Source organism: Sedimentisphaera salicampi, assembly GCF_002117005.1.
Classification (GTDB): domain Bacteria; phylum Planctomycetota; class Phycisphaerae; order Sedimentisphaerales; family Sedimentisphaeraceae; genus Sedimentisphaera; species Sedimentisphaera salicampi.
This window is the reverse complement of the sequence record NZ_CP021023.1, coordinates 673641-695336: the sequence shown is the minus strand read 5'-3', so window position 1 is coordinate 695336 and position 21696 is coordinate 673641. Positions and strand designations below refer to the sequence as shown.

Genomic DNA, 21696 nt, shown 5'->3' with positions numbered 1-21696 from the left:
GTTTAGTCTTAATTAAGCTGACTAGAGAGCAAATTGAAAATGTCTTCATGAAATTTTTAAAAAACTATAATATGAATAGGGAGTATTATGGCTGTATTTAATGATAGCGCTGAATCTGCGCGTATTCACAGTAGAAGAAGTTTTTTGAAATGTGTTGGTGTCGGTTTTGCTGCATTGTCGCTGCCTTCCTTGGCAGACGTTGCCCTTGCGGCTAAACCTTCACGCAAAAAGCCCAATGTAATTGTGTTCTTCACCGACGATCAGGGATGGACAGACACCTCAGTTCGTATGATGAAGGATCGCAAGGATAGCAGGAGTTATTTCTATCAGACCCCAGCTCTTGAACAAATGGCACGAGAGGGTATGGTGTTTTCTGACGCATATTCACCAGCGCCGACATGTACGCCGAGCAGGGCGGGTGTTCAGTTTGGAAAAACTACAGCTCGGCTAAAGCAAACTGTGGTTCATGACAGACTCGCTTTCGACAGAGGTATCGACCTGAAGGACCAAGTCTCAATTCCTCATATGATCAAAAAAAATGATCCTGACTATGTTAATGGTTATTTTGGCAAATGGGGGTTTCATCCAAGAGGGCCTGAACATTGCGGCTATGATGAGCATGATGGAAATACTAATAACGGTGAAGGTGATTACCTGTCAGTACAAAATAAAACGCCGCTGCCTGCGGATGATCCGAAACGGATTTTCAGTATTACCGAAAAGGCTGAGAAGTTCATGGAAGATCAGGTTAAGGCGAAAAAGCCGTTCTTTTTGGAACTTGCACATTATGCCGTTCACGTTGATCACATGGCTTTAGAAGAGACTGTGGAAAAATACAGAAAACTGGCCGAAGAAAAAGGCCAAAAATTTGACAACGAAAAAACAGCTGTATATGCCGCTATGATAGAGAATCTCGATAGCGGTTTGCAGGCTGTTCTCGACAAGGTTGAGTCGCTTGGAATAAAGGAAAATACATATATAATATTTACTTCAGATAATGGAGGAGGCTTTGGAGGTAATGCCCCTCTAAAAGGTGGCAAAGGTTCGATATGGGAAGGCGGGATTCGCGTGCCGACTGTGGTATGTGGCCCAGATGTCCTAAAGGGTTCTTATTGTAATGTGCCTGTTACAGGATGGGATATTTATCCGACTGTCAATGAGATAACTGGCGGCCGTCCCTTGCCTGAAGAGTATGACGGTGGCAGCTTGCTTGATCTGTTTAAAAAGGGCAACAAAGGTAAAATCCCTCGCGGCACGAAGGAGTTGATCTTCCACTATCCCTGGTATGGTAATATGCCTCCAATGTCCGCGATAAGAGATGGTGATTATAAGCTGGTGATGAGCCTTAACAATGATGAATATCGTTTGTATGATCTTGCTGAAGATATCGGCGAAAAGAACGACCTAAAATCCCAAAAACCGGAACTGGCCAAAAAGCTGCACAACAGGCTCCTTCAGTACTTAAAAAATGTAGATGCCGAAGATGTAGAAGATATGCGACATGCCCGCAAGAGAGAAGTAGAAGGCTATCGCGCAAGAGAACTTGAAAAAGAAAATCCAAGCGAAGAACGCCTCAAAAATTTTGAGAGAGAATTGCAAATGTTTGAGGATAACCGAAAATTAGGCCTTGATGGAAAAATTATAAAGGATTAGCCTTCAGATCATATAAAATATATCTAAAACTTTTAGGGACGCAAAATTAATTATGAAAAAAAACTGTGATTCGCTAAGTCGTCGTAGTTTTTTGAAAGGTACGGGGCTGCTTGTTTCTGCGGTTTTCTCAGGTGGTGGATGTGTTGGCGGAAATTCGCTATGCAAAAAAACATCACGGCAAACTAATGTTATCATAGTTCTGGCTGATGATCTTGGCTGGGGCGATCTCGGCTGTTACGGCAGTGATTTTATCGAAACCCCTAACATTGACAAACTTGCCAGCGAAGGTATGAAGTTTACTGAAAATTATGCTCCTGCGCCTGTTTGCTCTCCAACACGGGCAGCTTTGCTTACAGGGCAATATCCAGCAAGAGTAGGGATACTGGATTATCTGCGACCTGAGGATGGAGGCCTTTCTAGGGATTATGTTACGGTTGCTGAGATGCTTAAGCGTAATGATTATGCAACTGGCATGATCGGCAAATGGCACTTGACGGGTTATGCTTATCATGGTGCCAAGGATGAGGTCAGGGCAGTTGACCATGGTTTTGATGAGGAACTGGTTACAGAGATTAAAGGTGTTGGTAATGGCGCCAACTATTACCCTTATGTTTTTCGCGATCAGGAAATTTCATGGACCAGTGTAACCGAAAAGAAACTTCCCGGCGAGGAATATCTAGTGGACAGGATGAATTTTGAGGCTGTTAACTTTATCGAACGCCACAAAGACGAGCCGTTCTTCTTGTACCTCAGCCACTTTGCACCGCATACAATTGTCAACGGCAGAAAGGATCTTGTTGAGAAGTATCGCAAGAAGCACAAGCCAGGAAAAAGCGGCCGCGAAAACTGCTATATTTGTCAGGATGCCGGATTAGAAGGCGATCCTCTTAATCACTGGGCAGTCGATCATAATCCGCACCTGGCTGCGATGATCGAAAATGTTGATGAAGGTGTAGGTAAGATTGTGCAAAAGCTGGATGAACTGAGGTTGGCGAAGGATACGATTGTTATTTTCACCAGTGATAATGGCGGTGAGAGTAATATTACCACCAATGCACATTTGCGAAAGGGTAAAAGCAGCCTTTACGAAGGTGGAATTAGAGTGCCGCTTGTGGTTCGCTGGCCGAGTTTTGTCAAAGCAGATACTGTAAGCGACAGTTTCGTTAACATTATGGACTTTTATCCGACGATTTTAGATGCTGTTAGTATTAATCCAGATCCGAAGCACAAAGTTGACGGCATCTCGTTCTTGCCGGTACTTAAAGATCCTACAGTTCCCGGGCGTGATGTGATGTACTGGCATTACCCACTTGATAAACCCCACTTCCTTGGCGGCGTCTCCGCCGGTGCTATTCGCAAGGGCAAGTGGAAACTGATAGAATTTTTCGTTACCGGAAAAGTTGAACTTTATGACCTTGAAGCAGACGAAGGTGAGCAAAATAACCTCGCCGCTAAACATCCGGAAAAGGTAAAAGAATTGCTCGATATGTTAGCTAAATGGCGATCCGAAGTTGGCGCCGAAGTTCCAAAAGGCCAGATTTCTTCAAAATAACCAAAGAAAGGTAAATTCAAATGTCTAAGTTGAAAAAAAACGTTTTGTTTTTATTGATTGCTTCGTGTGCTTTAGGCACCTCTCTCTCAAATGAGCATTTCAGCGTTGTATCTGACGGCTCAGGCGTCACTAGTCTGAAAAAAGTCGGCGATCCTCACGCTCCCAATTTCATCGCTGAAGGAGCTTCTCTTGGAAGTGCTATGATGCGTTATCGAATCGGTTCGGGACAGTGGATAGATTATGACAGCACATCCGCTGAAAAAAAGATCGACGTGACAAGCGACTTTAAGATCGTCGGCGATACCTTAACCCAAAAGATTACTGTATCGAACAATTCTGACAGCGAAATCGAAGTTGGCGATCTTGCCATTGCTCTGCCCATGAATACAGAGTACAAAAATCAAGATGTGGTCAACACTTTTAACAATGCCCTTTTCAGGCACAGTTTTATATCCGGCCATGGCTCTTTCGTATTCTGGTTGCCGGTTGGCGGCACAGGAACCCATCTTGTTATGACCCCCGAAGCCGATACTCACCTGGAATTTTTTAAAGAACAGAGAGCAAGTTACTCAACCGGAGGTGTCGGATACATGGCTTACATACATTCTCTTGCGGAATCCGAACTTCAGCCAGCTGGCACATGGCGACAGAAGCATACAAGCCTAAATATAAAACCAGGCCAGAAAGCTTCATACGCTTTCAATTACCGCTGGGCAGATGATTATCAGGGCGTTCGGGATGTGCTGTATGAAAATGGCGGAATTGATGTTCGCATCGCTCCCGGAATGGTAGTGCCTGAAAATCTTTTCGTAAAGGTGGCTCTTAGAACCAAAAATAAAATCGACTCGCTTAATCCTGAATACCCAAAACAGACTAAAGTTGAATATCTCGGTGAAAAGAGCAGGGATACGCATATTTACAAGATCGAGTTTGCAAAGCTTGGTGAGAATTTGGTAACTGTTGAGTATTCTGGCAGCAAGCATATGGTTCTTGAGTTCTTTGTTATTCAGCCGCTTGAGACGCTGGTTAAGAAAAGGGCTGCTTTCATTGCTGAAAAACAGCAGTACCGCGACACCTCTCTCTGGTATGATGGCCTTTACAGCTTGTGGGATGTTCGCAATGAAGAGGGCAAGAACCTGCTCGGTCCTGACAACCTCTCTGGTCAGCATGAATACGCCGTCAGCGGTTCGGACGATCCTTCAAACAGTAAATGCATGTATCTCTCCGAGGCAAATGTTGCCTTCCCTAATGCTGAACAAATTGAATCTCTTGAGTATTTCATCGAAAATTTCGTATGGGGGAAACACCAGCGAACCGATAAGGAGATCCCATATCCATACGGGATCTATGGCTCTGAGAACTGGAAGGAAAATCGAGAGGCGACGCGAGACCCTATCGAAGAGGGAAAGAGCAGACCCGGGCAGGGAGGCAGTCAGTGCAGAATGTGGCGGACGTTTGACTATACTACATATTTTGCATTATACTATAATATGTACCTCATTGCTAAAAAGAATCCCGAAATGGTGAAATATCTTGATGCCGATGAATATCTCGAGAGAGCTTATGGGACAGTTAAAGCGTTCTTTGAAGTTCCGTATAATATCTATATGGAAGGCGGCTGGGCTTTTACCGGCTGGACGGATTGGGCCTATACCCTTGGCAATTTCCATGAGAAGTATATGTTAAAGATAATTGATGCACTTGAAAAATCTGGCCAGCAGGAAAAGGCCGATTATATCCGCGGCGAATGGGAAAAGAAAGTTAAGTACTTTATCTATGACGATCCTTACCCCTTCACTTCCGAGATGCCCGTTGATTCTACTGCCTATGAGTCCACCTACGCTATCGCCAAATACGCGATGAACAATGAGTTAAATCCAGACAAAAAACTCTGGAAGAACAAAAACACCGGCCAGTGGTATTCTCATCCGGTTATCGACAAGACCAAGCACGCCGAATTTATGGAGCGACAACTTATGGCCAATCTCGCTTGCAGAGGCTGGCTTGAGGCGAGCTATTATTTTCTCGGCAGTGATTTTCGCGGTCTTGGAAGCAGCGGATATACGCTTAGTTATATGTCTCAGATGGGCGGATGGTCCGTACTGGATTATTCGTTATATTTCGCTGAAAAGCCTGAAGAGTATTTGCGGCTTGGTTATGCTTCTATGCTGAGCTCATGGGCACTTGTAAATGCAGGCGAAAAAGAGAGCGGGTATGGTTTCTGGTATCCAGGTAAGATGCATGATGGTTCTGTTGGCTGGGGATTTTGTCCGCAAAAGGTTGGCCAAGAGTGGAATCATGGCTGTTGGGACAAAGACGCTGGCGGCGTTAAGCGAGGCCCATGGCCGGTTTGTGGCGAGATCGACCATGGCTTGACAGCAGGTGTCGAAGTTGCTTGTACGGTTCTTCTTGATGATCCTCTGTTCGGACTTTTCGCATATGGCGGTGAACTTGATGAAAAGGCCGGTAATGTAAATGTCATACCAAGAGATGGCGTAAGACGCAGACTTCATGTGCTCGTCGGTGACACTCGTATGCATATGCGTTTTGATAGAGATGGCTTTGCTAAAGACAAGGCCATTATTTTTGACAAAGATTTTTCGGAAATCAGTTTCAATGTTGAAAGCAGATCAAAAAACAGACATTTGACGAGCCTTATCATCACCGGCCTGAAAGACGGAGAGTATAAGCTTCTCGTAGACGGTAAAAAGACTGGAGCCAAGTCTGTGTCTAACGGCAATAAGGTTGTTTTTGATATTCCTGTTGAGGCCGCTGGCAAAGATGCTTCGGTAATTATTCAAAAATTGTAGAGTTTTTCTTCGTATAACTTATCATTCAAAGGAGTTTGAATGTTAAAAAAGGCGACAGGGTTAACAGCAGTCTTAATAGCGATTCATTTTAGGCAACCTCAGGTGACAGTATGTAGATAAAGGTCTGATAGATATCAAATAATAACAAAAGAATCGTATTAGTGTAGAATAATATTGATATCAAAGCCAAAGATTTGAAATGAGAAGTTATCTGACATTTTTATTGCTCAGCATTTTTTTATTGCTTAGTAGCTGTTCTGCTAAGGTAGAGCCTTCCCGCACTGACTATTGCAAAATGCTCGGTCGGGATATTCAGGGCAAACAGCATGGCTTTCTTGCAGGTCGCCACATGTATTATATTGGCGGTAATGCTAACACCGAATGGCAAATGCGGGAGCATGAGACCATTGGCTTTACGCATCCGATGTTCCGGGATGGCAGGGCACGCGGCTATGGCATAGTAACCGATCCCGAAAGCGGCACAGGCCATGATAAATGGGGCTGGAATTTCTGGACTGATGTTCGTTGCGCATATGGTACCGTTATCGTCGACGGTAAACGCTACGAGTATCCAAAGCCTGTCAAAATGATCTGGCGTCCTGATCGGCAGATTTGCAAATACAAAATCGCAGGTGTCAATATTGAAGAGGTCAAGTTCATAAATCTCGACGATGTACTCTGTTCGATAATTACCGCATCTAAGCCCATAAAGTTAGAATTTGACGGCAGGAGCTTTTACAAAAAGGGTACAGTCCCAACTTTTGACGGCGACAAGCCCGGTCCTCACCAGATAAGCTCAACCGCTAAAGCAGAATATGATAGGGACAAAGGTGTTTTGCATATTGCAGAGGGCGGCACTATCATGACCAAGGCGAGATGGGGCAAACCCGTTAAAGAAGGCAAAATCATGTATGACGGCATGCATGGAGTTATTGGTGCAAGCGTTGATTTTGCTAACAGCTGCAAAATACGCAAGGACGAAAAGGGCGTTTGTCATTACAACTTGAAGCTTGAATGTAACGGCAAAACCGCAGTCGTTTTGACATATGCTCTCGGCGATGACTATGACGAAACCGTCAAAAACACCAAGAGCCTGCTCAAAGATGCCAAAGGTGGGTTAGCTGCCAAGACAGAATTTATTAATGACCTACTTAATGAACAGGTTCCTTATTTTAGGTGCAGTAATGAAGATGTCGTAAAGACATACTATTATCTCTGGTCATTGTATTTTATGTATTTTACCGATACACCAAAAGGCTGGGAGACATATCCGCATACACAGACAGCTGTGAATAATTTTATGGGTTTGCATTTGTGGGACTCATGGGCCTATGCTGCTATGGGCAAGCATATCGCCGATAAATGGGAGTGGAGCTATGGCAATATTCTTTCATGGAAACATATGGTGCCATATAAAAATCATCAAAATGCCTTGCCCGATAATTTTGGCATTGGATGGTATTCGCCCGGCGTTTTCATGAATTTTGTTGGAGTCACAGAGTTTGCATGGCAGCAATATGAGCAGTCCGGTGATAAGAAGTTTTTGCAGGAGGCTTACGACGATCTTTTTAAAAAACTTTATTGGTCCGGCCCTCAAGATGTTGCCGGCATAGAGCTTAATGCGGCAATTACTCTAAGGCGAATGGCAGAGGAGCTTGGCAGAGACAAAGATGCTAAACATTGGATTAACTGGCTTGAAGGTAGAGTGCAGAAATATCAGGCTAAGCAGAGAAAAATAGCCAACGATGAAAATTTCTTCTGGAAGGACATTTGGCTTCCTGCCGCTCTTATGAGTTATGAAATGCCGAGTTATGCAGCGAAGAAACTTGTTGATCGGGCTGTCATGGATACCGAAAAGGGTTTTGTAGGCCCGGTCGCGCTGGATGTTCGTCCTCCTACTCAGCCAGAAAATGGCGTTTTTGCAGTCTCGACTATAAGTACCTGGCAGGTTATTGAAGGTATGTTCCGCCATGGTTGTGATGCTGAGGCGATCTATTGTACCCTGAGCCACCTAAAAGGTATGATACGAGATTATGGCTACCCAATCGCCCCTGAGTGCTGGGATCCGGACTATAAACCCTGGGGCTCAATGTATTACAATTGGGACGGGCCTATGGTTTGCCTGCTGATACAGAGACTTGCTGGTGTAAGCTATAATTTAGTAGATGGCATGCAAACAAAGTTTACTGTAAGTGATCACTTGCCCGATGAGTGGGATTTTATTGAAATTGGAGTCCCGGTGGTATTGGATGGCAAGAAAAGCTGGACAATGGTTAAGATTGAGCGTAAAGATCTCAAAGATGGGCGATTCAGGAAAAATGTCAGTGTAAAGAATAATATCCTCGACAAACTTATTATCTGCCCTTGGGATGAGGATAGAAAGGTTGAAAAAGCAGAAGGTATTAACAGGGCAAAGAGAATTGGTGGGATTACCAATCGTTTTTATAGCGGTGCCGCAACTGATAAGTCAGTTGAATTCACCCTTGGCCAGCGCAATCGCAAGTTCAAAACACTTGCATATCTTCTGCCGCACAGTTGTGATTTTGCCAATTCGATTTCTGTCAAGATCGACAATTTAATCGACAATACCACCTTACGTTATACTACTGACGGCAGTGAACCGTCAGATAAATCCCCGATCTGTACCGAAGTTTTGAAATTCGATAAAAGTGTTGATTTGCGTATAAGGGCATTTGGCCACGATGGTACGGTCTACAAGCCGATGCAAGCCCAATATTCCAGAGTAAAGCTTAGCGATTCCGTGAAAATTAAAAATCTGAGCCCCGGACTTTATTACGAATATTATGAAGGTTCATGGAGTAAATTGCCGCATTTTGACAGCCTAAAGCCTGTCGCCACCGGTGTCGCCCCTGACCTCGAAGTCAGCAATTACGCAAAACGCAAAGATAACTTCGCAATGCGTTTGAAAGGTTATGTCAATATTCCCGCTGACGATGTCTACAACATAAAACTTCGCTGCAACGATGGCGCTAGGCTCTTTATTGATGGCCAAAAAATCGCCGAATTAGATGGCACCCGATTTGAGGCAAGATTTAGGGATGGGAAAATAGGCTTGGAAAAAGGCCTCCATTCCATAGAAATAGAGTATTTCCAACTTAAAAAAAGATTTACTCTTCAACTTTCTTACAGAAGTGTTACTCAAAACTGGAAGAAGCTTGGAGAAAAAGATTTCCTAGTCGAGTCAAACTAAAGACATTTGTATTTAAGTTGTTTTTTAATATAATACGCTAAATATGTTGGACTGGATTTTTGATTTAAGCGATCGGCGAGTATTTGATGGCTAAGAATGAACAAAAAGAAAAATTAAATGAAATACTTCGGATCGGCGATCAGTGCCAGGAGAAATTTCTGCCAATTTCCTCGTCAAAACTTGAGTTTATTAAAAGTCATGGTATATGTTTTGCGGGTACAAGCATTTTAAAGGGAGATTACGAAATTCGCCGAAAGACCAACAATGCCCATTTAATCCATTATACCCTTTCAGGCACCGGCTGGCTGGAAATTAACGGCAAACAAAGAACACTTAGTCCCGGCGATATTTGGATTTCTCCCGATGGTACTCAGCAGCACTATGGCTTAAAAGGCCCTAAATGGCAAGTTGTCTGGTTCGACCTTAAGGATCAGGGACCGTGGGCGATTTTGAAGAATATCGGGACTTGTGTTAGAAAGTCAGTGATGGGCGCCCGATTCAAGCAGCTTCTGGAAATGCTAATATGGGAGTTCCAAGACAATAGACTCCATTCCGAGAATGTGATCCAGCACGGCTCCGAATTGCTTTTAGCTTATCTTGAGCGAGAATTTAAAGTTGAATATGACTCTAAGAATTTCGATGTTGTAAATAAACTTCATAAACTCTTTTATGAGAAGGTGAAATCACGTCTGCGGTATTCATGGACAGTTGATTCTCTTGCCGATGAATCAGAGATGTTTATATCTGCCGACTATTTCAGCAAATTGTGCCTTAAGCATATGTCAATGTCTCCTATGAAGATAGTAACACGTTTGCGTATGGAAAGTGCAAGGGATCTTCTGCACAGCACATATTATTCGATAAACAAAATATCAGAACTTGTCGGCTATACGAATTATTTTGCTTTTTCAACAGCGTTTAAAAAACGTTATGGATTAAGCCCACGCGCATTTCGGTACAAGTATTCTATTTGACCGGACATTTATTCTTAAATTTTTTCCGAAAGTAACCCATGTCAAGAGTTTTGCTCGAAAATATTGTTAAGGTATATCAGGGAGGCTTTGAAGCAGTCAAAGATGCCTGTCTGGATATTGCTGACAGAGAGTTTGTGGTCATTGTTGGTCCTTCAGGGTGCGGCAAAACAACCACACTCCGCATGATAGCGGGTCTCGAAGAGATAACTTCCGGTCAGATATCAATCGGCGACCGCATCGTAAATGACATCGCGCCTAAGAACCGTGATATAGCGATGGTTTTTCAAAATTACGCTCTCTATCCGCACATGACAGTTTTTGATAATATGGCATTTGGTCTTAAGCTCCGTAAAAACTCAAAAGCAGAAGTGGCCAGTCGTGTAAAAGATGCCGCCGAAATACTCGGGATAGAAAAGCTGCTCAAACGTAAACCAAAGGCTCTTTCAGGCGGCCAACGCCAGAGAGTTGCACTCGGCAGGGCGATAGTCAGAAAACCGAAGGCCTTTTTATATGACGAACCGCTTAGCAATCTTGATGCTAAACTTCGCGTGACGATGCGTACAGAGCTTAAGTCTTTGCATCAAAGGCTAGAAACAACCAGCATTTATGTTACCCATGACCAGGCCGAGGCAATGACACTTGGCGACAGAATATGCGTTATGCATGAAGGCATCATCCAGCAAGTAGATCAGCCTATGGAAGTATATAACAGGCCTGTAAATAGATTTGTCGCAGGCTTTCTTGGTACTCCTCATATGAACTTTGTCGAGGGTAAAATCGAAACAGTTGGCAATTCGGTGTTTTTCAATTTTTCTGCTGGAAAAATTGAATTGCCTGCCCGAATGAATGAATGTTTAAATGCAAAAAATGGCAGGGATGTTGTTTTTGGATTCAGAGCCGAGAATGTTAGCATTGCAAGTAAGGATGATAAGAAAAGTTCAATAAATGCAAAAGTTGAAGTGGTCGAGCCACTTGGAGACAGATTAAATGTGTATTTTAACATCAAATGTATGACTTCAGAAAAATGGCTGGTCGCCAATCTTGACCCGCATGTTCGATTAACTCCCGGCCAGACTCTCCGATTTAAATTAAACATGGATAAGACGCATGTTTTTGATAAGGGTGATACAGGCAAGAATTTAACACTGCAGGAACGAGCAGAGATGTAAAATGAATAGTTCCAGACGTCAATTTTTAACAACATATGCGAGTCTCGCTGCAGGTGCAACCTTTGGCAGCAGCTTGTTTTTGTCTGGCTGCAGAACCAAAAAAACAAAAAAAAGATCGTTGAAATTAGGTGTTACCGGCTGGTCAGCTCAAGGTTATAGGAAAGTCATTGAAGAACTCGGTTTTACTGAACAAACCGGCATCGAAGTCGAGGTGATCGTTCGGCCAAACGCCACAAATGAACTGCTTACTCAGATGGCAAGTTCTGTCCTCGCAGGGACTAGTCCTTATGATCTGATCGATCTCGAAGACAGTGCCGCAATGAGCTTGAGCCGCTCCAGATGGCTAATGGGGCTGGATAATCTTATCGATCAGTCAGTCTGGGATGACTTTACGCCCCAGCTTATGGAGATGACAAAGGTTTGGGACCAGTACGAGGGGCAGACTTTTCGTGTGCATCATAATTTTGAGATGTGCTACTGGTGGTACCGAAAAGACTGGTTCGAGCAGAAAGGGATAGCCTTACCTAAGACTTGGGATGAGGTTAAGGAGATGGGAGAAATTTTCACTGATAAAAATAGAGGCATCTGGGCAAGTGAAGAGGCCCTTATGAAAAACAGCTATCTTTCAGTTTATCTTGAATGGCTGGGCTGCCAAGCCGGTTCAAGCCCTTATGAACTTGATGACAATTTTCGCGATTGCCTCAAGTATGCCCATGATCTTATTTTTAAACATAGAGTGATGAATCCGGCATGTACCCAGAAAAATTACGATCAGCAGAACAATGACTATATTGCTGACAGGGTGGCATTTATGAGGCAGTGGCCTTTCTTTTATGACGTCTGCAAACAACATAAAGATTGGTACAGCGATGAAAAGGTCGCCTGCGGCTTGCCTCCGGTCGGCCCGGGCGGAAAAACTGTTAGTACTTTCGCAGCTGGCTGGGGTTGGGCAATACCAAATACCTCTTTGATGAAAGAGGAAGCTTGCCAGCTTTTGAAGTTTTTTATTAATACTGAAAACGCCTCAAAGATGCCTCAGTATAGTGATTGGTTTTTAAATGCCAGAAAATCTGTTCTGGCATCAACCAAAGGCAGTAAACTCGCCGAGTACTTGAAAATGTATCTTGACGCAGGCGTTGTCGGCACTCGCCCGTTTCATCAAAGTCGCTACACTGAGGCACTTGCAAAAGTCGAAAACGTTGCCTCAGCCTACCTGACAAACCAGATCAACCTTGACCAGGCGATGGCATCAAGGAAATTAAAATTGGAAAGGCTTTAATTTTCATGAAAGCATTGTACGGCTCAAAAAGAAAGGCACTTACGATCTTTGCCTTGCTCGTTACGCCTGTACTTTTGCTCCGCCTGGCAACTGCTGCGTATCCGATATGCAGAACCATCTGGTTAAGTATGACCGATACTCACCTCTTTGACAGCGAGCATTCGTTCGTGGGCATGGAAAATTTCAGGCTATTGTTTACTGATCCTGCTTTCCTAATGATTCTCTCCTTTTCAATAGTGTTTATTATAATTTCTACTATCCTTGAGCTTGTTTTCGGGCTTTTGATTGCATCACTTCTAAACTGCAGTTTCAAGGGGCGTTTTCTTGCACGAACAATAAATCTTATACCCTGGGTGATACCAACTATCGTTGCAGCTTATGCTTTCCAGTGGCTCCTTGACGAGCAGTTTGGGATGTTTAGTCATTGGATATCCGATATATTTGATGTGTCCCCTGCGGTCCTCAATACAGCCTTAGGTGCAAGGATCACTCTCATACTTGTAAACGTCTGGAAGAATTCATCATTTATGGCGATCATCTTCCTTGCTGGTCTCCAGGGAGTGCCTGAAGAATTCTATGAAGCTGCCAGAGTCGACGGAGCAGGGCTCGTAAGGCGTTTCTTTACAATCACGCTGCCAATGCTCATGCCCCTTATGATAACGATGGGCATGTACTTTTTGATCTGGCAGCTTGCAAATTTCGACCTTGTCTATGGTCTCACAAGGGGCGGCCCCGGCATAGCTACAACAATACTTCCCTTAAATGTTTACCACGAGGGTCTGATATTTTTCAAGTTCGGCTACGGCTCTGCCGTCAGCGTAATTCTAATGCTAATAGTCTCAGCCTTAGGACTTTTCGGAATGCTGCAGTTTAAGAAATGGAGTTATTGATTTTAGTGAGATCTTCAAAAGTAAAATTGGATAACAGGTTTTTGTTTACAAAGCGTTCTTTGCTGCTGTATCTTGCTCTGGCAGTTTTTGTACTCATCGTCCTCATTCCATTCTATTGGCTGATGAAAGCAGCAGTCTCAACTCCCGATCAGCTTGTAAAGATACCTCCGATATATTTCCCTGAGGTCGGGCTTAATAATTTTTATGAACTGGCAAAACAGATCCCTTTGGGAAATTACATTTTCAATTCGCTCATCTTTTCTACATCTACAGCAATTGCGACAGTGTTCTTTTCCTTTTTAGCTGCCTATGCATTTGCCCGGATAAAATTTAGAGGCAGCGCCTTAGTCCTGTGGGCGCTGGTCGTTACAATGGCACTTCCGGAAATCGCTACCATTATCCCGCTTTATAAAATGCTCGGAGCCGTCGGCCTGCTGGACAAGCTCTCAGGCCTAATATTTGTTATGACAAGCGCTCTAGCTCCGTTTACGGTTTGGGTTTTTGTTCCCTTTATTCAGCAGGTTCCTGAATCAATGGAAGAAGCAGCCGTCATCGACGGTGCAAAACTCTGGACAATTCTATGGAAAATATTCCTGCCGATCTGTAAGCCAGCCATTGTAACAATGCTGATAATCAACTTTGTAAACGCCTGGAACAACCTCCTCTACCCGCTTGCATTTTCGGTAACCGCAAGCTCAAAGTGCCTGAGCGTCGCTATCACTGAAGTCTTCCAGGCCCAAGTCCCTTGGGGCAAGCCATGGCACCTTATAAGCGCATTGGGGGTAATAATGGTAATCCCAGTGATAATACTAATATTGTCATCACAGAAGGCGGTAGTGAAAGGTCTGACCAAAGGAGCTGTAAAATAAAAGTCTTGATTTCGTTTTTTTGTTTATCGGATTTATTTTTAAACCTGGATTAAGGCTTTTAATCCTTCCGCCGTAATTCTGCAGGTGTAAAATTGTAGACGAAAGACCCGCTGTTTTCGATTATAATAACCTTATCTAGTCGTTCCTGAAAAGTCAAAGTTTTCGGGGAAAAGTACAAGAGAGTACTTATGAAAATCATAAGGAGCTTGCATAAATAGAATATACTCTACTTTTTTATTATCACTATTTTGAATGCTAAATGAAAAATTGGGGTTAATTCAAACTAGCCAATTTGCCGCATCACCTTCTTGGCTTGTTTTATTTCCTCCTCGATTATTGCATCCCGCGTGTATCTATCGGTTATTCCCGCAGGGTTGGAGTGCCCTAAGATTATCCTCGCAGCATCAGCACCGAATTTTTTGCGTACTCTCGTGCCGCAGGAATGTCTCAACTGGTTTGGCGACCAGTGGGGGACATCCTCGTCTTCAGATTGATTGATTTTGTCTATTGCCTTCCTTATCGCATAAGAGATAGCGGTCCTGCTGTAATACCCTCCTTTTTTGCCTGGAAACAGAAACTCTTCTGATTTCTTTTTGTATTGCAGCATAAATGGCTTGATAATCCTAATCGCTCTTGGCCCTAAAACAATGAACCTGTGCCGGTTTTTATGTTTGTTCTTATGCTGAAAAGGCCAATAAACCCAGCACTTGGCAGAAAGCCTTTTGATGTCGCAGGGGCGGACAATAATAGCTTCCCCTGGTCTCGCCCCCGTCAATTCTATAAATTGCACGAGAGCCTTCATATTTTCGCTGAGATAAGGTAAAACCTTCTTAACCGCCCAGTGAGGGGCAGGGTGTACTGGAGAGCTTTCAGCGGCCACACAGCGGTTCTTTTTGAGCGAGCCGATTGCCCATACTTCTGATTTTACGGAGGCGGAGCAGTATCGGTTTTCCAGTGCCCAGGCAAACATCCTTTTCCAAATGCCTACTCGCTGATTTATGTAATTCCTGTTGTATTTACGGTCTATTAAAAGTTTTCTTGCCGCTAAGATGTCGTGATAGGTTATGCTGTCAATATCTTTAGCTCCATACAGCATTTGCAAGTCTCTAAGGGCTATGTTGCAATTTTCAGCCTCTCTGGTTGGTTCGCCGGCAGCATTGATGTAATAGCCTTTCGCCCATTCGAGGAACAAGCCAATCACTTCATCAACGCTAAGGCTCTCGCTTTGCTTTGGGCCTGCCTTCCGCTTAGCTTGTCTGTAAATCTGCCAAGCGATGTTTTGGGCTAAGCTGATATCCTTCTCAGCAGAGAGGGCTTTATCCTCTCCAGGCGGACAGATCTTAATCATCTTCCTTTTTTCTTTTCCGGGAAGTTTGACCATCCAGTAGTAACGCCCTCGCTTAACTTGAATTGTCCCTGGAAGTTTGTTTTTAGCCTTCATAGATAGCCTCTTATTTGTTCTACGCTTTGTTCTACAATTGCCTCATTGTATTTCATTTTAACGCATTTAATCTCATATTCAAGTGCGAGATGGAGTAGAGCGGTTGAGAGTTGTAAGTGCTTGCTATAAAAGAAGAAACCCTGCCAGAGAAGCTCTCGGACGGGGTTTCTTGTATAATGCGGGTAGAGGGAATCGAACCCTCATCTCCAGCTTGGGAAGCTGGCATTCTACCACTGAACCATACCCGCTGAACAGTGAAACAGGAATTATAGCTCAACGCAGCAAATTTTCAAGCGGATAGAACCCTCTTTTATATTTTTATACACAGCCATCCCATAGGTCCATAGATTTATCGTTGAGGGCTTGTTTATTGTATTAAAACGCCCTTTTCCTGAAGGATTTCAATCACCCCAGTTTGCATTTTTTTGGCTATTGTTCAATTGTCAGTTTTTTGCTCAATACTGCCCACTCTTTTTTCACCTCTTTCTTTGCGTAAAATCTTGCTACATATTAAAACCTGGCAAATAAGCCTGCTGAGGGCTTGCAACCATACGCGGTGAACCACGTGCTGACCCACAGGCAGCCATAACGCTAAAAACATCCAGCCGGCTGAATAATACACCCCTCAGCAAAGTAAACAATCGACTGAATGTTCCTTTCCATTTGCCGAGGAAACCTATATACCGTATTAAAATATAAGCAAGCATTGCCGTCCATACTTGCCATAGAATCGCTTCTTGGCTATGCCCTAGGAAATCGCTTAGCTGCAAAGTCTGCTTTATTTGCTTGAAAAACACCTCTATGCCCCATCGGCATTTATATAGGCCGCAGATACTGCTCGGCGCCCACTGAGTATTGTTAGTGATAAATTTCATAAGCTTTTTCTCGCCGTTAACTTCCACATAAGCCTTAACCAAACGGAGCTGCTTCGGGTAGGCCTCATAGCTTTTCGGCATTTCAAGTTCAATTAATGCATCGTATTGGATATCACCTTTTGGTTCTGTATTCTGTTTAACAAAACGATATTTCATATTGTCTTTGGCTCTGGTAACCCAGAATAATTCTCGCCTGTCAAGATCAGCCAGATGCTTAAAATCCACGTAAGCCTTGTCAAAAACCGCTATTTCGCCGCTTTTAAGGTTCTGACAGAGCTGATAAGCCTCTGTCGAATCATGGGTTGAGGCTTCTTTTACAATAGCAAATTGAGGCAGGAATGTCTGGAGATTAAGCTGCATGTGGCACTTTGCAGCGGCTTTGCGTCTGCGATGTTTAGCCCAGTCAATACAGTTGGCTACAAGCTGAATCGTTGTTGAATCAACCGCATATATTGCTCTCTTAAAACGCCTTGGAAGGCCGGAGTATTTATGACCTCTGCCAAAATTAGGATGCTGGGCTTGGATATGGGACAGCACCTCCCAGAAGAGAGTCTCTGCCATACGAGGATCTCGAACCCTGTTTGCATGAGAAAGCCCATTCCTGCTTGGTGGGGTTGCACGGCGAATAGGAATCAAAGCTCCGGAATGATTACGCAATGTGTCGGCAACGTCGTTCAGCGAGAGGCTGTGAGCAATCTGGACATGAAGCATAGATACAATGTGAGACCAGCAAGAAAATGTTCGTGATTGCTTGTCAATACCGTAAAGCCGGGATAATTTTGAAACAAGATAAGCAGGAATATATTGGCATATCTGCTTGAGAACTGTATATTGATGCTTAGCGGGTGTCATGAGTTACTCCTAATTTTTGGTTAGTTTGTTGAAATTAGTGTAACTCATACCCCGCTATTTTCAAAGAAACATCTTATATTTTGTTCTTCTATGGGATGGCTGTGATTTTTATAACAAAATGACAACTTTTTTGTTTTTTGCTATTCTATGCAGTCAATTTGCTTTGACAGCCGGCGAGGCTTTCATATAAATATATGTTCACCCGAATTTCAATGTCCCCGTGGCTCAATTGGATAGAGCGTTGGCCTCCGGAGCCAAAGGTTGCAGGTTCGAATCCTGCCGGGGACGGTTCGCTTTCATCCTCTCTCAACGGCTGCAAAAAGCCGTTTCGGCTTTTCTGAATATTCGCTGCATTCGCTTTTTACCGTTCGCACTGTGCCGCCGAAAGACGTTTTCGGGCGGAGAAACTGCGTGGAAATCTGCGGAATGCGCATCGGCTCAAGGAATTACTGATTTGAACCTGTATAAGGCTTGCTTGCGGACGATTTAATAAAAAATAATTTACGGTTAAAATCATAGCAGCAGTATGTTATAATAACCCTGCATTGTAAAGAAGGGCTTCTAAGCCTTTGCTTTTAAAATGAAATGTCTTTGATTTGCCAAGTATCTATTTTTCGAAGGGGGAGTAATTTATGAAATTACCTTCTATATATTCGGGTTTGTTCTTTAGAACGAACCGTTCATTCGTCCTTTTTTCGGCGGCATTGATTTGCTTATTGCCGTTTGCGGCCGTCTTTGATAAGTCCGTTTCAAATCTCCGTGCCGCAGAAAGCAATCCCGGCAGCGAGGCTTCCCCCCAAGGCGGCCAGCCCTCAGAAAAGCCCGCCGGCCCCACCTTGAAAATGAGCTACAGCAATAAACCGATAGATAACCCGATAGCCTCTTTTATGTATTTTGTCCCGCTGATATCGCCTACGCCTGTTGATAATATATCCAGCGCCGGCAATGAGCAGCAGGTGGATATAATCTCGCGTGAGATAAAGAAAAATTCGAATTCTTTTCATGTTACCAGCGGATTTGAAATTTCAGGCAGCGGCTTTCATATGAACACATTTGAACCTTCCGAGATGATAGCAGAGAATTCAGACGGGCTCAAAAAAGGCAAAAACCTCGAAAAAATCTTGGATTATATCAAGCTTGAAGGAAATGGTTTTGGCACTATTGAGGCTAAGGGGAGAATAACCGGCACTGGCCCTGCTGTTACTGAGGTAAATTTGAGGTTCAATAACAGGGGGAAGAAGAGCCCCGTAACAATTGGTCTTTATGATGTTGTACCTGAGGGCGGCAAATACAAATATCAAAACCGCAAAAATGAGATAGTTGCCAGAGTTAATACGCTCAGTTTTGAGAAAACTGACAAGACCCCCAAAATGGGCATAACAATAGCATCTGTCTCTGAGAAAAACAAATCTGCCGGCCTGTTCGGTTGGATTAAGGGAGCGATAGCAAATCTCTTCATAAAGCCCTTGAAGATAACAAAGCTTGGCAACAATACGATGCTCGATTTTGGAGAAACTTTGCTTCACAAAGAGCCCGCCTTCACTTTCCCAAAGGCTGAGAATATTATGGAGCGTAAAGAAATAGATGCCTCGAAGCAATAAAATCCAGTGGCGGAGGTTCCGCTGCAGACTGTATTCAGGAATTGCCATCTCTCTAAAGGGCAAACTAAAGGTTCCATTTTTTAAGGTGTTTTGCGTGCATCCAATAGCTATATTTTCAAAAAGATTGTGCCGAAAAGGTTAGAGAGTAAACGGCCGTTGGATTTGCAAAGCTTATAAGAATAAATGCGGTTTTTCAAAGGTTAAAGGTTAAAATATGGTAAAGCGTAAGTTTGTATTATTTCTTTTATCTGCGGCGGCGTTTTTTGCCTCAGATGTACAAGGCGGCAGACAGGCTGTTGACTGCGTTAACCCGCTCATTGGCACCCCATTTGCCGGCTTTGAAGATGGCCTTGAAGGCGGCGGGACAATGCCCTGCGTGAATGCTCCCTTCGCCATGACCAACTTCGTCCCCCAGACCTGCCAAAACCGCATTGGCCGTATGCCTTACGTTTACGAGGATGATAAGATTATCGGCTTTTTGGCAACCCATCAGCCTACTGTTTGGATGGGCGATTATGGATACGTATCTGTTATGCCGCAAATCGGAGATCTGGAGGTCCAGCAGGACAGGCGGGCTCTTTCATTTTCCCATGAGAATGAGCAGTCATCGCCGTATCGTTATTCTGTTGAAATGCAAAAGGCCGGCAAGGTTATAAAAGGCGAAATTGCCGCTGCTTCCCGCTGCGCTCTTTTTAGGTTTACCTTTCCCCGTTCAGACAAGTCTCATTTGGTTATTCAGGCTATAAATGCCGAAAAAGACAAACCCTTTAAGGGTTATGTTAATATCAGCCCCGACAAAAAGGAAATTGTAGGTTACAACCCAGATCAGAAATGTTCCCACCTTGTCCGAACTCTGAAAAACTTCAAAGGCTGGTTTGTTATTCAGTTTGACAAACCGTTTGAAACTTATGGAACTTGGACAGAAGGCCAGATCAATGAGGGATCAGCCGAAGAGCGGGGATCTTGTATGGGGGCCTATATTACTTTCCCAACTTCCGAAAAAGAACAGGTGAACGCTCGTATTGCAACGTCATTTATAAGTTTAGAGCAGGCACGCCAAAATCTTGAAAATGAGGTGCCCCATTGGAATTTCGACAAGCTCTCCCAAAGCACTCGCAAGCTGTGGCAGGATAATTTGAGCCGTATTGAGGTTGGCGGAGTGAGCGAGGAGCAGAAAGAAATCTTCTATACTGCAATGTTCCATACGATGCTGTTTCCGCGGGAGTTTTCCGAATACGGTCGGTACTACAGCGCATTTGATGACAAAATACACAAAGGCGTTTCTTACAATGATTTCTCGCTTTGGGATACGTTTCGCGCAGTGCATCCGCTTTTTCATTTCATCCAGCCCGAGCGAGTGAACCCGATGATACAGTCTCTAGTGCAGATGTACGAACAGGGCGGCTGGATACCGAAATGGCCCAACCCCACATACACAAACATAATGATAGGCACGCATGCAGATTCAGTTATTGCTGATGCCTATATTAAGGGATTCCGCTCGTATGATGTTCATAAAGCTTATCAGGCAATTCGTAAAAATGCCTTCCAGCCTCCCGATTGCGACACCAAGCGGGGGTGGGGCGACCGAGAAGAGATTCCGCATTACGAGGCTCGCGGCGGGTCATCTTATTATAATTCGCTCGGCTATGTACCCTTCGACCGAACTCAGGAATCTGTTTCGCGCACAGTCGAATTCAGTTATGGAGATTTCTGCGCAGCTCAGATGGCCGGGGAACTTGGAAAAAATGATGAGTATCGCCGCCTGATGCGGCGAAGCAGTAACTACAAAAATCTGTACAACCCCGAAACTGGTTTTTTAGCCCCTCGGCTTTTCAATGGCGAATGGGCTGGTCATCCCAACTGGGGCTTCACAGAGGGCTCCCCGTGGACGTATCGATTTGGGGCGATGCATGATATAGAAGGTATGATAGAAATGATGGGCGGCGATGAGAAGTTTGCAGCTTTGCTCACCAAAAACTTTGAAGACGGCCATTATCGCCACGATAACGAGCCCGGCCATCATTACATTTATCTGTTCAATTACTGCGGCAAACCATGGAAGACTCAGCAGCTTGTTCGCAAACACACTTCTGAGGAGAATTATCGCAATGTGCCCCTCGGAATCAACGGCAATGATGACTGCGGCCAGATGTCTGCGTGGTATATATTCAGCGTTATGGGTTTTTATCCTGTTTCGCCCGGTACAGACCATTTCACATTCGGTGCTCCGCAATTTCCAAGATTCAAGCTGCACCTTACTCATAATGGCCGCCCAAAAACTTTTGAGATAATTGCAAGGAACCTCAGCGATGAAAATAAATATGTTCGCTCAATTACTCTCGACGGCAAAACTATAAACAAACCGTATATCACATATTCGCAAATTATGAATAGCCGGAGGCTCGTTTTCGAGATGACCGATTCGCACGGGTATAAAAACCGCTGATTTTCTGTTTTAGATGAATTTTTTGCTGTTCATAATGTTATTTTAAGTATAAAATTATCTGCTTGAAATAT

At 43.9% G+C, this 21696-nt stretch carries 13 protein-coding genes and 2 tRNA genes; 12 read left to right on the top strand and 3 right to left on the bottom strand.

The window, feature by feature from the left end; all coding sequences use genetic code 11:
• Positions 1 to 87: 87 nt before the first annotated feature.
• The 9 genes from STSP1_RS02675 to STSP1_RS02635 all read left to right on the top strand — a co-directional run bounded on the left by STSP1_RS02675 (position 88) and on the right by STSP1_RS02635 (position 14407).
• Positions 88 to 1653: a sulfatase gene (locus tag STSP1_RS02675; protein WP_085754875.1), complete on the top strand. Its 1566-nt coding sequence runs from the start codon at positions 88 to 90 to the stop codon at positions 1651 to 1653.
• Between the two features lie 52 nt (positions 1654 to 1705).
• Positions 1706 to 3205, top strand: a complete 1500-nt coding sequence (locus tag STSP1_RS02670) for a sulfatase (protein WP_085754874.1) — start codon at positions 1706 to 1708, stop codon at positions 3203 to 3205.
• A gap of 20 nt (positions 3206 to 3225) precedes the next feature.
• Complete coding sequence (locus STSP1_RS02665; protein WP_085754873.1) at positions 3226 to 6015, top strand: DUF5695 domain-containing protein; 2790 nt, start codon at positions 3226 to 3228, stop codon at positions 6013 to 6015.
• A 199-nt stretch (positions 6016 to 6214) separates the two neighbouring features.
• Positions 6215 to 9226: a PA14 domain-containing protein gene (locus STSP1_RS02660; protein WP_085754872.1), complete on the top strand. Its 3012-nt coding sequence runs from the start codon at positions 6215 to 6217 to the stop codon at positions 9224 to 9226.
• 86 nt (positions 9227 to 9312) lie between these two features.
• On the top strand, positions 9313 to 10200 hold the full coding sequence (locus STSP1_RS02655) for an AraC family transcriptional regulator (protein ID WP_085754871.1): 888 nt from the start codon (positions 9313 to 9315) through the stop codon (positions 10198 to 10200).
• A gap of 38 nt (positions 10201 to 10238) precedes the next feature.
• Entirely contained in the window at positions 10239 to 11369 is a 1131-nt protein-coding gene (locus STSP1_RS02650) for an ABC transporter ATP-binding protein (RefSeq protein ID WP_085754870.1), read from the top strand.
• Between the two features lies 1 nt (position 11370).
• A complete protein-coding gene (locus tag STSP1_RS02645) occupies positions 11371 to 12648 on the top strand; it encodes an ABC transporter substrate-binding protein (protein WP_085754869.1) in 1278 nt (425 codons plus the stop codon).
• 5 nt (positions 12649 to 12653) lie between these two features.
• On the top strand, positions 12654 to 13538 hold the full coding sequence (locus STSP1_RS02640; RefSeq protein ID WP_085754868.1) for a carbohydrate ABC transporter permease: 885 nt from the start codon (positions 12654 to 12656) through the stop codon (positions 13536 to 13538).
• A complete protein-coding gene (locus STSP1_RS02635; RefSeq protein WP_085754867.1) occupies positions 13526 to 14407 on the top strand; it encodes a carbohydrate ABC transporter permease in 882 nt (293 codons plus the stop codon). Before STSP1_RS02640 ends, STSP1_RS02635 begins: the two co-directional genes overlap by 13 nt.
• A gap of 283 nt (positions 14408 to 14690) precedes the next feature.
• Here the strand turns inward: STSP1_RS02635 and STSP1_RS02630 are convergent, their stop codons facing one another.
• From STSP1_RS02630 to STSP1_RS02620, 3 genes are all read right to left on the bottom strand, one after another.
• Positions 14691 to 15848, bottom strand: coding sequence for a tyrosine-type recombinase/integrase (locus STSP1_RS02630; protein WP_085754866.1), 1158 nt, complete (start codon positions 15846 to 15848; stop codon positions 14691 to 14693).
• 177 nt (positions 15849 to 16025) lie between these two features.
• A tRNA-Gly gene (locus STSP1_RS02625) sits at positions 16026 to 16096 on the bottom strand.
• Between the two features lie 255 nt (positions 16097 to 16351).
• Positions 16352 to 17575: an IS4 family transposase gene (locus STSP1_RS02620; protein ID WP_085754865.1), complete on the bottom strand. Its 1224-nt coding sequence runs from the start codon at positions 17573 to 17575 to the stop codon at positions 16352 to 16354.
• A 214-nt stretch (positions 17576 to 17789) separates the two neighbouring features.
• Between STSP1_RS02620 and STSP1_RS02615 the strand changes: the two genes are divergently transcribed.
• From STSP1_RS02615 to STSP1_RS02600, 3 genes are all read left to right on the top strand, one after another.
• Positions 17790 to 17863, top strand: a tRNA-Arg gene (locus tag STSP1_RS02615).
• Between the two features lie 416 nt (positions 17864 to 18279).
• A complete protein-coding gene (locus STSP1_RS02605; RefSeq protein ID WP_123806959.1) occupies positions 18280 to 19176 on the top strand; it encodes a hypothetical protein in 897 nt (298 codons plus the stop codon).
• A 214-nt stretch (positions 19177 to 19390) separates the two neighbouring features.
• Positions 19391 to 21625, top strand: coding sequence for a GH92 family glycosyl hydrolase (locus STSP1_RS02600; protein WP_085754862.1), 2235 nt, complete (start codon positions 19391 to 19393; stop codon positions 21623 to 21625).
• The last annotated feature ends 71 nt before the right edge of the window (positions 21626 to 21696 follow it).